The sequence below is a fragment of the Proteiniborus sp. DW1 genome, assembly GCF_900095305.1.
Classification (GTDB): domain Bacteria; phylum Bacillota; class Clostridia; order Tissierellales; family Proteiniboraceae; genus Proteiniborus.
On record NZ_FMDO01000058.1, the window covers coordinates 60,451 to 74,705 of the forward strand.

The window sequence follows — 14,255 nt, forward strand, 5'->3', positions numbered from 1 at the left end:
TTTTGAATAACACTATTACATTCCTTACTCTTCTGCTGACTGAGAGTTGCTGATAATAACCTTTTTAACTCTCTTTTCAAAGTCTCTTCTAGCCAGCCATACTAAACGTTCACAGCCTAAGCATTTAAGCCTAAAGTCGACTCCTGTTCTCATGATTTCCCATTTATTTTCACCACAGGGGTGGGCTTTTTTAAGCTGTACCACATCTCCAACATTATATTTAACAATCACTATAAGACCTCCCTAACCGCAATAAAGCTACTCCTTATGATTGACATACTTGAAGTAGCTTGGCTTTAAATATATTATATTATATTTTAGCTATTAAGTGAACTTTTATCCATTTTAATAAAGTTAAAAATTCTCCTCAGACTAACTAACTTTGCTTGCAAATCTACCAGATTCATTCTTTACTAGCTTATATATACCACCTATAGATAATGAAGCTTCTTCTAAAACATTTTTTACTTTCTCATAATACTCTGGATTAAATCTTATGGATAATCCACAGCTTGCGGTTATTTCTCTGGGAGTTGGTATTACTTTTATATCAATATTACTGTTTTTTAAAGTCTTTTCGCCTTGTATTGCATAATGTGTTGAATCAAAGGCTACTACAAAATATACTTCTTCCTTCATGTTACCATCCTTTTATAAAGTTATTGTGTTTGTTGCATTTTTCATTTTTTCTACAATTGTATACATATTAGTTACTTCACCAACACTTAGTTTATCCTTTAAATTATAAAAATCTAGGCAAGTTCCACAAGATAATATCTCTACTCCCTCAGACTGGAGCTTCTTTAAATCGTCTAACACTGGAGAGCCTTCTACTGTAAGTCTAACACCACTATTTAAAAATAGCAATGCAGAAGGGAACGGTGTTGACTCAGTTAGAGTATAAATATATCCTTTCATAAGTATATTCCCAAGCTCATCTGAGCCTTCTCCAAGCTTATCATTACCAAATACTATTACCAAATCCTTAAAAATATTAGGTGGACAAGCATTATCTTCATAAGATTCCTTAGCTACTTCTCCTTTTGTAATATGAATATAGTACTCATCAGCTTGACCCTTTTCTACTTTATATTCATAGTTTAGACTTTTAGCAAGCTTAGATACATTTTCTTTTGCTACTTCATTATCTACAATAGTAGTCACTACTCCATCTGCTATATCATCTAATGCTTTTTTAGTCATTATAACTGGTTTTGGACAAGCCTGTTTTCTAGCATCAACTTCTCTTTTCACTTTATATTCCTCCTCAACTTAAATCTCTATATATAAGTATACTGCTTTTTTCATAGCTCACCTATTTGTGTTGTCTATAATCGCAGTATTTGTTATAGGTTTTATCTATAGCTTTTAACTTTTATTGATATCCAATTAATATTTTTAATTTGCTTATTAATATTTTTAAAATTAATATTGACTTTGTTAATTTATAATACTATTATATAGTTAAAGGGAATGTTAGAGCTATTAATAAAAGAACATTTTTTTAAAAAAGTCTACCATCTTGTTGAATATCATTAGTATAAAACAAATTCATATTCTTATTATACCCTTTTCTTCGAAATAGAAAAAGAAAGTAATTAATTATCGGTGTAGAGGAGGGATTGGTTTGAAGGAGGAAATAAGAAATATTCTTACTAGACTAGAAAATGGAGAAATAGACTGCAAGAAAGCTGTAAAACTAATAAAAAACATAAACGAAAATGCAATAAGCAAGGTGAAACCTGCAAAAAAGTTAAAAATCGAAATAATTGATGGAGATGATGATAGGAAAATCAGGCTACCTGGTATACCTTTTTGGTTACTCTCATCCTTAAGCAAACTTGGCCTATCAGTTGCTCCCTTAGCAGCTAAGCACAATAAAGGTATGGACGAAAATTCTATGATGGCTCTTGATTTACTCAAGGATGTGGACATCAGTGAATTTATTAAAGCATTAAAAGCACATGGTCCCTTTGATTTTATTGATGTATGCAGCGATAAAGATGTAGTCAAAATATCAGTTTTATAGAGAAAGGTGGATATTATGAAAAAAGAAGCGATAGGAAGATGTCCAGTATGCAGTCACGAAATGGATATTACTAGACTTCACTGTAGCTATTGCGAAACAACTATACAGGGTAAATTTACTTTATGTAAGTTCTGTAGATTAACTGAAGATCAGAAAAATTTCGTTGAAGTTTTTATTAAGAACAGAGGTAATATAAAAGAAATTGAAAAAGAACTAGGAATTTCTTATCCAACAGTTAGAAGTAAGCTAGAAAACGTTATAGAGGCTTTGGGATATAGTGTTAAGCATGAGCCAAGAGTTGATAAAAAAGAGGTTCTAGCTAAGCTTAGTGCAGGTGAAATAACTGCGGAAGAAGCAGTAAAACTATTAAAGGAAGAATAGTATTAGGAGGGGTTTGTGGTGAGTGAGGAAAGATTAATGGTACTTACAATGCTACAAGAAGGCAAAATCACAAGTGAAGAAGCTTCTAAACTTCTTCAAGCATTGGATGAATTAGAGATAGAAGAAGAACTCCATAACCATATTGAAACCATATCAACTCAAGATAAGCACGATGACAGTGAAATGAAGTCACCTCATGAAAATGAAAAATACACTGGTTTTATTCATGAAGAAGATAAGTTTGATCACAGCATTAAAGATGAAAAATTATCTAGCAAGTTTGAAAAACTAGAAAAAAAATTAGATGAAAAATCAAAAAAACTAGATCGTATAGGAGATAGTATTGAGAAAAAAATAGAAACATGGGGCGAAGGTATAGGTGAAAAAGCTGAAGCGTGGGGTGAAAACTTTGGTGATAAAATGGGTGATTGGGGTGAAAGCTTCGGCGAAAAAATGGAGAAAGTAGGCGAGGAATTAGCCGAAAGTGCCACGTCAATTACAGAAAAAGTCCTTAAAATGGTAGATGGATTTATTGGGGAAGGGTCTTTTAGTATATTTCCAGGTAGCTATGAAACTATAGTTGAAACCATAGAAAGAAACATTTTGGGCTTGGATTCTCCTATTCTTGAAATCCACGGAGTAAATGGTAAGGTAGTACTTCTCTCTGGTGAAGGTGATAATATCCGTATTAAAGCCAAATGCTCTGTTAAGAAGTCGATATACGATAAAAGTCAACCAGTATATGAAGTTATAGAGGAAGATAATAAGTTAGTATTTAAACCTAGATATAATAACGGCATAGGTACAAGCCTTGAAGTATATGTTCCTTCTTTTCATTATGATAGAATCCTTCTGTCGACCTCTAATGGAAGAATTGAGACTAATGATGTAAAAACTAATGAACTTATACTAGATACAAGCAATGGTTCAATTAAAATACAAGACGTTCGTTCTAGTAGAGTAATTGCCTGTACTAACAATAGTGCAATAACTATAGGGGCTTTAAATGCAAAGGAAATAGAATTAGTTACATCAAATGCTAGTATAAATGTTGAAGATGCTAATTGTGAAAACTTAGTAGCCACTACACGAAATGGTAGGATAAACATAATAGACACACAATCTAATGAGATGATATTAACCAGCTCAAATTCATCTATAAAAGTTGAAGATTCAGCTGCGTCAGCTATCTTCTCTAAAACTTCTAATGCAAGTATAAAAATAATTGACATAGAAACATCAAATTTACGTAAAGTAGAGTCGTATACTTCAAATTCATCAATAGAAATAAGCATAGATGATCATAAAAAAGCATATAACATAGATGCCCAAACTTCCATGGGCCGGATAGATGTAGAAATACCTAGTCTTATATATGATTTAAATAAGCAAAGTAACCCTGGTAAACAAAAGATACTAGCACACAGTGCATATGATGCAGAAGCTGATAATCAAATTAATATAGTTGCTTCAACTTCAAATGGTTCCATAAGAATAATATAACAAAGGAGGGTATTAGAGTGTCTTATTTAAAAGAAGAAAAAATGCAAATTCTTAAGATGATTGAAGAAGGAAAAATAACATCTAAGGATGGATTAGAGCTTTTAGGGGCATTAGAAGAAAAAGAAGAGCTTCCTATGATCAAGTCCTCTAAATGGTTAAAAATAAAAGTTAGAGATCCTGAGGATAATACAAAAGTAAATGTAAATATTCCATTAGCCCTAGTAGATGTAGGCCTAAAAATGGCTACAAAGTTCTCTCCTGAGTTAAAAAACTCAGACATTAAGGATATTGATTTTAATGAGATAGCTGAATTAATTAAAAATGGAGCAGAAGGTAAAATAATAGATATCGAAAGCGATAGTGGAGAAAAAGTAGAAATAATAGTTGAATAACAACACGGTGCATTACCGCACCGTGTTTTATTTGACTCTTAAATTTACACCACATTACAGTACTAAATCTTTCAAATATTTTAAAAGTATATTGTTATCATATAGATAATATCCTACAGTGGAGCCAAATACACCTTCTGCTATTGTCCCGTTTGGTGATACTGATATAAGGGGAGTCACAACTGCAAATATAATAAAAACGATTATAATACCTTTAATAAAGCCAAAACCTAAGCCTAAAAGCTTATTAAAGTGACTTAAGATAGGAAGCTTGGAAAATACATTTAAAATCCTTATTATGAAAATCAGCACTATCCTTGCGATGATAAATGCAATAATTAAGCTTATTACATCTATTAATATCCCTGTTATAGCTTCTGACATTATGTCTATAGCAGCCTTTGAGACCTGAGATGTATATGAATCTACTTTAGGGCTTTTTGATATAATATCTACTAGCGGTTTTGGTAACATTAAGTCCTCTAAAAGTGACGTAGTACCAAATATATCTGCTTTTTCTTCAAATACTGAATATAGCCTTTTGTCAACAAAACCTCTAACTTTTTGATAAACTGCCTGATTATTTAATAGGACTTGAGTTATTATCGGATAATACAATGTAGCAACAAAATACGATACTATAAGTCCAGCTAAGTTAAAAATTGAAACAATAAAACCTTGGTTAAATCCAATTAATGAATTTAATGCAAGAATAGCAAAAATACATATATCTACCCAGTTCATCTAAACACCTTCCTTTATGTCATACTAATTTATTTATTATCCTACTGTTTTCTATTTGACAATTTCCCAATAATTAAACCTTCCTTAGTAAATAAAAGAAAACTATCTTTTTGAAACCCTAAGTTTTCTATTTTATTGTCACATATGTATTCTAAAAAAGCTTCGTTTCCACGTATACCAGTTAGCCTATTTTCTCCTGTTAGATAAATATTTGACTTATCTGTATAAATATTATTATAATAATAATCTAATTCTAGCTTGCTCTTAGTCTTTCCATTTACCTCTAGTACTTCTAAGCAGTCTCTTTTTTCCCCATATAATATATATATTTCCTTCTGTTTAGGAGCTAGCTTCAAATCCTTTAGTCTACCTTTTATGTCCCTACTCCATAACAACTCACTTTCCATGTTTAAACTTATTATTTTCCTATCACTGATTCCCAATATAGCGTCATCATTCATAAAATCTGCATCTAGAATTATTAAATCTGTATAATCTTTTTTCCATAAGAGTTTCCCCTCTATGGTGTATAATAGAATACTGCTTTGAATTTTGCTTCCTGAAAAGTCCATAGTTACAAGTACAAACTTATCGTGATTAGGAGAAATATTGCTAGATAAAAGTCTCCCTTTATCTATAATAGTATTGGCCAGCAACTTCCCTTTTTTATCTAAAACATTAATTTGATCAATTTGCTCCCCTGCTTTTGTATATATGATTAACAGATCATTTTTTTCTGCAAACTTATCTATAGATTGTCTTGCTTTATAGGTCCACCCCTCTTCACCATCAATATTTAATGCAACAATTTGGCCCTTACTTTTATCTCCAATGAAAATTCTGCTTTCTCCTAAATAAACTAATGGTTCATCAAAATCTATACTCTTTGACCACAGCTTGTCCCCTGCTATATCATAAGAGCTAATGCTTTTACCATCATAATTTATAATAGCTCTTTCATAACTCCTTGTATGACCTTCCTTATTCCAAGGAATATTAATGGCCTGTACTAACTCCAAGGATTTCTCTGTTTGCTTAAACAAATCCTGTATTCTTCCTTTAAAAGGCTTACCTAAAAACATGAGACCAATTATTAGAAATAAAATAATTACCCATACCAGTTTGTTACTTTTTCTTTTTTCTTCTTTTGCAATCATGATATCCCTCCCTTTTAATTTAATAAATGTAATTCACTTTTTTTTATATAAATTCCTTCTAGATATACCTAAAATATACATAAACTCATCGACAATAATATACACTAGCATAAAAAGTCCAAGGTATCCAAAAAGAGGATATATTATTGATACTAGGCTAGAGAATCCTATTTTAGCTAATGGAATAGATATTATACAAAAAACTGCTGAGATACCTATCTGACTTTTCTTATATGAACCAATAAGTCTATTAATGCATCCAAAGCCATTCCCAATAGCAGTAGTAAACATCGCAAGCCAAAGTATAGCTGAATACATATATCTGCTCCATTGCCCTAAAAAACCTGCAATCTTTAACATAGGTATCTCTATGCTAAATACATCAGTATATAATATAAGGATAGGCAATAAAATAAATATCGCCATAGCTCCAAGACCTAACCCTCCAAATATGCCCCCTTTTATTGCTTGCTTTTCGCTATCTAAAATAGGTAGAATGGAAGTCAGTATTACTAATGCCGATATACTGTTATAGCTTACATAAAGCAAGGCTGATGTTACCCAATTTCCTGTTTTAGTTATACTAACCCCAATAAAGTTGCTAAAAACAAATCCTTCCTTTAGAATTACAGCTGAACCTACTACAATAATGCCAATAATTAAAAATGGCACAACAATTTTATTTACAAAGGATATTCCTTCTACACTAAATATAAATGTTAAAAAGCACAAAAATGCCATGACATAGATACCCATATTAAAAGGTAATTTAAATTGCTCTTCAAATACTGCTCCACTGCCTGCTAGCATTATACAATATCCGATAAAAAGATAAGATATAATAATTAACTCCATTATTTTGCTTATTCTTCGTCCAAAAAGTGGAGTTATGTATTCACTATAGGACGTAATTTTATTTTTAAATACTCTATATAATACTATTGCTCCCATTATAGAAAACAGAAATGTTGCAAATATAATTCCATAGATCCCCTTGTATCCATAGACCCCAAAAAATTGAATGATTTCTTGTCCTGTTGCAAACCCAGCACCTACCACAGTGCCAATATAGACACTGGCTAATTCCTTCCATGAGCTTTTCATACACAAGCCTCCTACTCTTAGTTAGTAAATTCTATGAGTTTTGGGCTTGTTATATTATAGTATCAAATCAATATTTCATATAAATTCTTAACAGACTCTAGAACTATGTCAGGACTTATTTCAGTATCTTCAAGGTCTTCTGCTTTTGTCTCACCACTTAAAACTAATATTGAAGTTATTCCGCTATTTTTTCCGGTCATTATATCTGTGTAAAGTCTATCTCCTACAATAGCTATATCTTTTGAGCTTAAGTTGGTCTTTTCATAAATTACATCAACAATTTCTTTGTTAGGCTTTCCTATTATTTTAGGAAAAATTCCCGTAGAAGCTTTAAACATCTCTATCATAGCCCCACAGTCAGGCATAAACTCACCATTTTCTAAAGGACAGTTATAATCTGGATGTGTAGCAATAAAAGGTACTCCCTTCCTTATAAAGCTACATGCCTCCCATATTTTCATATAATTTAGAGATGTATCAAACCCTAGAACTACATAATCAGGAAGCTCTTCTCTACCATTTGTCACATTAAAACCATAGTCTCTAAATTCCTTTAGTAACCCCTCTGTACCAACAACATATACTTTTGCTCCTGGGTTATATCTATTTAAATAAATACACGTTGCCTCACCTGAGGTTAAAATATTCTCTTTCTTTGCATATATACCAAGCCTATTTAGTTTATCCACATAGTCTTTTGCTGACTTAGAGGAGTTATTTGTAACAAATAGGTACTTCTTGTTTTGTTTCTCTAAAAGCTCTAGAAACTCTTTTGTGCCTTCTATCAACTTATCTCCTAAATATATAGTTCCATCCATATCTAAAATAAAGCACTTCTTATTCTTAAGCTCCATTTGATTCAACTCCAATTTATTTTTCCCTAAAGGGTATATATATTTATATCCAATAATAATATTATCAGAAAAGAAGCTTTTCTGCATTAAGATTATGGCCTAATCCGATTGTCCTGGATGCTTTTTTCAAAAGAATAGTTGGTAAGTCAAACTGGATGAGAAGCAGATTTATGCGAGCGTTAACGCACAAATAAGTTTGCGTTTTGAAACTGTGGAGAATGACCTAGCCTCATTAGTTGGTCTAAAGTGTAACTAATTTGTCATACAATTTTCATGAAATATGATGTATTATGAATTTAGCTAGAAATTTTACACTGAAATAATGCTATATTACTAGGAGGTAAAAAATGAAAAAAATAGTAGCACTCATACTTATAATAACTGTTATATTGAATCTTTCTCTTATAAATAAAACTCTTAGTATTGAAATGTCTATGTTAAATGATGATATTGGTGATGTACTGAACAATGAAGATAATGACGATGTCGGTAATAACGACAGTGAAAACAATAGTACTGACTACAACACTGGCATTGTATCAGAGACTGACTCTAATGATTCTGATAATGTCGAAAATATCCATGATCCAAATAATGGTGATGGTGATGAAATAGAGCCAAAAGATAGCTCTAACTTAGAGGGTAGCCAGCCTAATGAAAATCTCGATGGCACTGACGAACCGACTACAGAACTTCCAAGTTCTCCAACAGCTCCAACGGAAGATGAACCTGTTGAGGCTGATACTTCTCCTGTAAAGCCTGAAGTAGTAGCACCACCAAAACCAACGCAAAGATTTATTAACACTTTAAACAAAGAAAATGCGTGGTCTAACAAAACAGTTTATTTAACATTTGACGATGGCCCTAGCTCTCTAACCACTCAAGTATTAGATTTGCTTAAAAAAGAAAATATTAAAGCCACTTTCTTTGTCATAGGTACAAAAACAGACGAAGGGAAAAATATTCTTAAGAGAATATCCGATGAAGGACATTCTATAGGTAACCATACTTTTAGTCATAATTACAATTTCATATATAAAAGTGTAGATAACTTTTTCGATGATTTATATAAAAATGAAAATATTATATATGAAAGTACAGGTAAGCGACCAAAAATTATCAGATTTCCAGGTGGGTCAAATAATGCTACAACCAAAACTGAAACAGGTAAAAAAGTAATAAATGATATCCTAGATAGGCTGGCAGAGGAAGGATATGTTCATTTTGATTGGAATGCTAGTAGTGGAGATGCTTCTGCTATTCCGGCTTCTGTTGATGACATAGTCAACAATACATTAACTTGGATTAGTAGGCATAATACTGCAATAGTGCTTTTTCACGATACAGCTTCTAAGACTAATACCTTGAAAGCTCTTCCTACAATAATAGAAAAACTTAAGTTCTTAGGATGTAAGTTTGAAGTCCTAACTACTAGCTCTCCACACATAGCTTTTGTAAAGAGCAACAATAGTATCGAAGCAGTTCCTGCTAGTACTGATCCAGATCCATATAATATTGATATCCTTCCTAATAACGGCCTACACAATGATAGAAAGCCTTCTCATGTAATTAAAAAGCTTATGAAGTTAGAGATGGAAGTAGAGAAAAGATTCTTAGAAAGCAGATATTAGTCCAAATTATTTAGAACTAAAAAAATACATTGGGCCAAGAGATAGCCCAATGTATTTTTTAACTGAATATTAGCTTTCTATTTTTTCTTCCGGTTGTTCTGGTAACGGTACTTCTATAGGTTCTACAGGTATTGTAGGCTCTACAGGCTCTTCGGGTACTATTGACTCCTCAATATCATTGTCGTCATTTTTAAAATACCAGGTTCTAACTAGCCTAGCATTAACAGTTATAGTTCCTCCTGCTATAACATCAATGTAGCCACTAGCTGAGTAATAGCCTGATGCTCCTACGGTCATATATTGACTTCCTGCTGGCACATTATTTAGTGTATAGTATCCATATGAATCTGTATATGTTGTTTTATCTCCAACAGAAACCCTAGCATAAGATATTCCAGAACCACTATAATAATCAACTACTCTTCCTGTTACTGTTCCTGTTTGAACTACATTTTCACGCTTCATTGTACCATTTACTGTTACTGTCCTATTTGCTTCTATAGTTACACTTCCGGAAACTGCTTGATATCCATCTGCTGTAACTGTTATTTGCTGAGTACCTACAGGGATATTATTTATTGTATAGTATCCAGAATTATCGGTAATTCCATATAAAGATGTACCACTTATAGATACTCTTGCTCCTGATATTCCATATCCTGTATCATAATCTGTTATTCTTCCTGTCATTGAACCTGTTTGAACTGGATCTGGTATTTCTCCGGCCCCAGCTGCTTCTACTGCACTAAGTGCATTTACTAGTCCGTATCCATATCCCATATTAGGAGAGCTTGGATAACTATTATCTGTTAATGGAGTTGCAGTTTCTTTAATGATAGCTTCAATTTGGGAAACAGATAGATTTGGATTTGCTTGCACTATTAGTGCTACTACTCCTGCAATATGTGGTGCTGCCATTGATGTTCCGTTCCAGCCTCCTTGATATCCGTTTGGTACTGATGAACGAATATTAACTCCTGGAGCAGAAATATCTGGTTTAATTAGACTTCTATCATATGGAGAAGGTCCCTTGAGAGAAAATGTTGCTCTTCTATTATTACTATCAGTAGCTGCCACAGCAAAGCTTTCTGGATAGTTTGCAGGACATGCTATTGAGCCCGCTGGTGGCTCACCAGAAGATCTATGGTTTCCTGCTGCAAATACAGGTACTATTCCTGCTGCTCTCCACGCTCTGACAACATCTCTATACCAGTCATTCATCTCAGCGCCTCCGCCCCAGGAATTGTTAATAACGTCTGGAGCATTTGCAGCACTTCCACCTGGTCTGAGCATCCATTGGCCTGCATCTATCAAATCACTACTACTTCCACCGTATGGCCCTAGGCCTTTTGCAGCAATAAATTTAGCTCCTGGTGCTACTCCTATTGCATTTCTACCTGATGCTTCTTGGCCTAAAATAGTTCCCATAACATGGGTTCCATGTGGTGAAGAACTATCATCATATGGAGTTGTTCTACCTGCATAAGCATCATACCAGCTTGCACTATGATCTACAGTACCTGTAGCCGCATTATATCCTCTATATTTGTTTTTCAAAGCTGGATGATCCCAAACAACTCCCGAATCTATTGTAGCTACAACAACACCTGAACCGTCTATTCCATAAGTATTCCAAACGTCATCAGCATTAATTTGCTTGATATTCCATTCTATATCAGATGGAGATACTGCCTGAGCATCTATAATACTATCGTCTTCTATAATCTCTATCTTCCCACCATCTTCTGTATCTTCTTCTATATCTATAAGCTCAATACTTCCAAACTCTTCACTCTCTTCAATTGCTTTTTCGATTTCTTCTTCATTTATAACTACATCAAAAAGATATACTTTTTCATCATAATATACATGCTCAACTTCATCCATTAATGCAATTCTTTCTATTACAGCTTTTGTAGCTTTTACATATACCATGTTAGCAATATAGAAAGACTTATATTCTTCTACATTACCTTTTCCTTCTTCTAATCTAAGGTATGCTAGTAAATTTTTTTGTGTTTTATTCGCTGTGTTCTCTAATGATTCTATAACTGCTTCTCTAGTAGCAAGTTCTATTTCATTCTTATCTAGGTTTCTAGCATTTAAGCTATAAATAGTATTCTTTGACACTTCCTCTATATCTGCTTGTTCCTTTAACTTCACCATTACTGGAACTATCTTTTCTCCTGATTCAAATCTTTCATTTATCTGTAATGATATTTTATCTTTCAATATTTCATTCTGTATAGCATTTTGATTATTAAGAGTCTCAGCAAAAGATGTAAATGAACCTATAGTTAATAGAATAACTAGCAAAATAGGTATTAAATTCTTTATTTTTTTATACATCTTGACACTCTCCTTTTAATTTTTAAATTATTTTTTTAATGCTTTACATTTCATACTATATATGTTATTATATTCTTGGTTTGGGGTCTTTTAACTCAATATTGTACTTATTAGTCTAGTCAATTTGAGTTTTAAGACCTTCTTACTCGGATCTCTAATATGATACATAGCTACACCTCCTTTCATGTATTTCAAGTACGAAATATGTTTGTAGAGAAGAGTAAACATATTTCTACCTGCTTAAGATTGAAAAACTAATTTTTATTCACCTTTAATTTCATAAGGCTTATGATATATATTCCCTTTTTATACTTCTTTCCCTCTCAATCTAGCTAATTTCATAACTTTCAAAATAGCATGTCTACATCCTATAGTCCATTTTATTCTTATTGTTTATACATAATAATTAATTAAAAAACACTAACTAATCTTATTTTTCCATTTTTTTCCGAATAACCATATATATGCAATTATCCCTAGACTTGTCTAATGCTATAATGTTATAATTAATTCAATCTAATCAATTAAGTAAAGATATTTAATTTTAATATTCTTTTATATTTATTAGTTCAATTATAGAAGTGAGGTGTTTTTTATTGTATTTACACAAGAGATTTCAAAAATTAAGAACTTTAAAGCAGATTAGCAGGCAGGATTTAGCTAAAGGTATTGTCTCATATTCTCATTTATGTAATTTCGAGTCTGGACGCCATAATCTTTCTGATGATATAATTAAAGCACTGGCAGATAAATTAGGTGTTCCTGCTGAATACTTTTTAGCCCATAATATTAGAAGTCGTAGGCTTAATGAACTTTTATCTAATTTAGTAGCTTTCTTGAAAAATAATAGTTATAGTGAAGCAGAGAATGTCATATATAATATTGAAGTGAATTATCCTTACATAAACTCAACATTCCAAGAGACTTGCTTTTATATCCTAAAATCATATTTTCTTTTTAAAATCCAGAGAGCTTCTGAAGCTATAGCCTTAGTTACAGATGAAATAATGTACCTAGTTGAAGAAAAAGACTTAAAGTACTTTACTGATCCATACTTTATAGAAAGCTACTATTACGTTCTAGCAACGACCTATCTTCGCAATAAAGAATATATAAAAAGCTATGATTTCTTTTTAAAATATATGAATTATGCCTCAAGTGACTTATCAAAGGCAGATGCATATTACAACTTAAGTGTCTCATCATACAGAATGAACCACCTATCGAATGCTATTTCATTAGCCAAAGAAGCACTTGAAATATACCTCGATGAACTAGCTTGGGTAAAAATCTTTGACTCTCATAACTTTATAGGTTGTCTATATTTAGAGGATAAAAGTTTAGATTTAGCTGAAAGCCATTTCTTGAAAGCATTAGATGTAGCTAAAAAAATGAATTTAAATAATTTACTGGAAAAAATATATCACAACTTAGGGTTGCTATATAAAGTATACAAAAATTTTGATGCAGCACTAGAATATTTATATATGAGCCTAGATCTAAAAAAGCAGTCAAAGAATAATCCCAATATTACCTATTACGCAATTATTAATATATATATATAAAAACTAGATATAAAAAAAGCTGAAGATATCTTATCAGAAGCCCAAGCTATATGTACTAATGAAAGCGACTATTATTTCTGTAAAGAGCTATCTGCTTCAATTTGTTTTCATAAAGGAGAGTACCATTTATATGAAACCTATATGAAGGAAGCCTTTGATTACTTTTATAAAGTCAAAAACAAAAAAGAAATTTCCTATATCTGTAATAATCTAGGGGAATATTATAAGAGTCTAAGAAAATATAAGAAGGCATGTTATTTCTATCAAAGTGCTTTCGATATTTTAAAATTATAGGGAGGGATAATATGAAAAAGTTTAAACCAATCCTAATAGTAAGCTTAGTGGCATCTCTTATACTCATCAGCAGCGGCATCGTTTTTGCTGAGAATTGTTCAGAACCAGACTTTACAGAATATCAGAGTGTTAAACCTATACCACAAATCTTATAGCAATAATCAAAATACTGCATAATAAGCAAACCCCAGCTAATCATAAGACGTAAGAGCTGGGGTTTGCTTATTATACGGCTTTTAAAAAAACAAAAAA

Annotated in this window: 15 protein-coding genes; 7 read left to right on the forward strand and 8 right to left on the reverse strand. The window is 32.0% G+C overall.

Annotated features, from left to right (window positions below):
• Positions 1-24: 24 nt before the first annotated feature.
• The 3 genes from DW1_RS14565 to yedF all read right to left on the reverse strand — a co-directional run bounded on the left by DW1_RS14565 (position 25) and on the right by yedF (position 1,254).
• On the reverse strand, positions 25-231 hold the full coding sequence (locus DW1_RS14565) for a DUF951 domain-containing protein (protein ID WP_200800538.1): 207 nt from the start codon (positions 229-231) through the stop codon (positions 25-27).
• Between the two features lie 141 nt (positions 232-372).
• Positions 373-639 (reverse strand): putative Se/S carrier protein, encoded by a 267-nt coding sequence (locus DW1_RS14570; protein WP_074351651.1) that lies wholly within the window; start codon positions 637-639, stop codon positions 373-375.
• Between the two features lie 12 nt (positions 640-651).
• The gene (yedF, locus tag DW1_RS14575) at positions 652-1,254 is read right to left on the reverse strand and encodes a sulfurtransferase-like selenium metabolism protein YedF (RefSeq protein ID WP_074351653.1); all 603 of its coding nucleotides are present in this window, start codon (positions 1,252-1,254) and stop codon (positions 652-654) included.
• 373 nt (positions 1,255-1,627) lie between these two features.
• Between yedF and DW1_RS14580 the strand changes: the two genes are divergently transcribed.
• Genes DW1_RS14580 through DW1_RS14595 form a run of 4 tightly spaced genes read left to right on the forward strand, consistent with a single transcriptional unit; the run spans position 1,628 to position 4,305 of the window.
• Positions 1,628-2,029: a hypothetical protein gene (locus DW1_RS14580; RefSeq protein ID WP_074351655.1), complete on the forward strand. Its 402-nt coding sequence runs from the start codon at positions 1,628-1,630 to the stop codon at positions 2,027-2,029.
• 15 nt (positions 2,030-2,044) lie between these two features.
• On the forward strand, positions 2,045-2,410 hold the full coding sequence (locus DW1_RS14585) for a DUF2089 domain-containing protein (RefSeq protein ID WP_074351657.1): 366 nt from the start codon (positions 2,045-2,047) through the stop codon (positions 2,408-2,410).
• A gap of 18 nt (positions 2,411-2,428) precedes the next feature.
• On the forward strand, positions 2,429-3,913 hold the full coding sequence (locus DW1_RS14590) for a DUF4097 family beta strand repeat-containing protein (protein WP_074351659.1): 1,485 nt from the start codon (positions 2,429-2,431) through the stop codon (positions 3,911-3,913).
• A gap of 17 nt (positions 3,914-3,930) precedes the next feature.
• Complete coding sequence (locus DW1_RS14595; RefSeq protein ID WP_242942516.1) at positions 3,931-4,305, forward strand: SHOCT-like domain-containing protein; 375 nt, start codon at positions 3,931-3,933, stop codon at positions 4,303-4,305.
• A 54-nt stretch (positions 4,306-4,359) separates the two neighbouring features.
• Here the strand turns inward: DW1_RS14595 and DW1_RS14600 are convergent, their stop codons facing one another.
• The 4 genes from DW1_RS14600 to DW1_RS14615 all read right to left on the reverse strand — a co-directional run bounded on the left by DW1_RS14600 (position 4,360) and on the right by DW1_RS14615 (position 8,164).
• Positions 4,360-5,049, reverse strand: coding sequence for a CvpA family protein (locus DW1_RS14600; protein ID WP_074351661.1), 690 nt, complete (start codon positions 5,047-5,049; stop codon positions 4,360-4,362).
• Between the two features lie 41 nt (positions 5,050-5,090).
• Positions 5,091-6,206: a DUF5711 family protein gene (locus DW1_RS14605; RefSeq protein ID WP_074351662.1), complete on the reverse strand. Its 1,116-nt coding sequence runs from the start codon at positions 6,204-6,206 to the stop codon at positions 5,091-5,093.
• A 33-nt stretch (positions 6,207-6,239) separates the two neighbouring features.
• Positions 6,240-7,310, reverse strand: coding sequence for a YkvI family membrane protein (locus tag DW1_RS14610; protein WP_074351664.1), 1,071 nt, complete (start codon positions 7,308-7,310; stop codon positions 6,240-6,242).
• A 62-nt stretch (positions 7,311-7,372) separates the two neighbouring features.
• On the reverse strand, positions 7,373-8,164 hold the full coding sequence (locus DW1_RS14615) for an HAD-IIA family hydrolase (protein ID WP_074351666.1): 792 nt from the start codon (positions 8,162-8,164) through the stop codon (positions 7,373-7,375).
• A gap of 347 nt (positions 8,165-8,511) precedes the next feature.
• On the opposite strand from DW1_RS14615, the gene DW1_RS14620 reads away from it, so the two are divergent.
• Positions 8,512-9,795: a polysaccharide deacetylase family protein gene (locus DW1_RS14620; RefSeq protein WP_074351668.1), complete on the forward strand. Its 1,284-nt coding sequence runs from the start codon at positions 8,512-8,514 to the stop codon at positions 9,793-9,795.
• Positions 9,796-9,864: 69 nt separating this feature from the next.
• Here the strand turns inward: DW1_RS14620 and DW1_RS14625 are convergent, their stop codons facing one another.
• Positions 9,865-12,144 carry a S8 family serine peptidase gene (locus tag DW1_RS14625; RefSeq protein WP_074351670.1) on the reverse strand — a complete coding sequence of 760 codons (2,280 nt, stop codon included), beginning with the start codon at positions 12,142-12,144 and terminating at the stop codon, positions 9,865-9,867.
• A 596-nt stretch (positions 12,145-12,740) separates the two neighbouring features.
• Here DW1_RS14625 and DW1_RS14630 point away from each other — a divergent pair.
• The gene (locus DW1_RS14630; protein WP_074351672.1) at positions 12,741-13,709 is read left to right on the forward strand and encodes a helix-turn-helix domain-containing protein; all 969 of its coding nucleotides are present in this window, start codon (positions 12,741-12,743) and stop codon (positions 13,707-13,709) included.
• Positions 13,710-14,014: 305 nt separating this feature from the next.
• Entirely contained in the window at positions 14,015-14,158 is a 144-nt protein-coding gene (locus DW1_RS15625; RefSeq protein WP_159433601.1) for a hypothetical protein, read from the forward strand.
• The last annotated feature ends 97 nt before the right edge of the window (positions 14,159-14,255 follow it).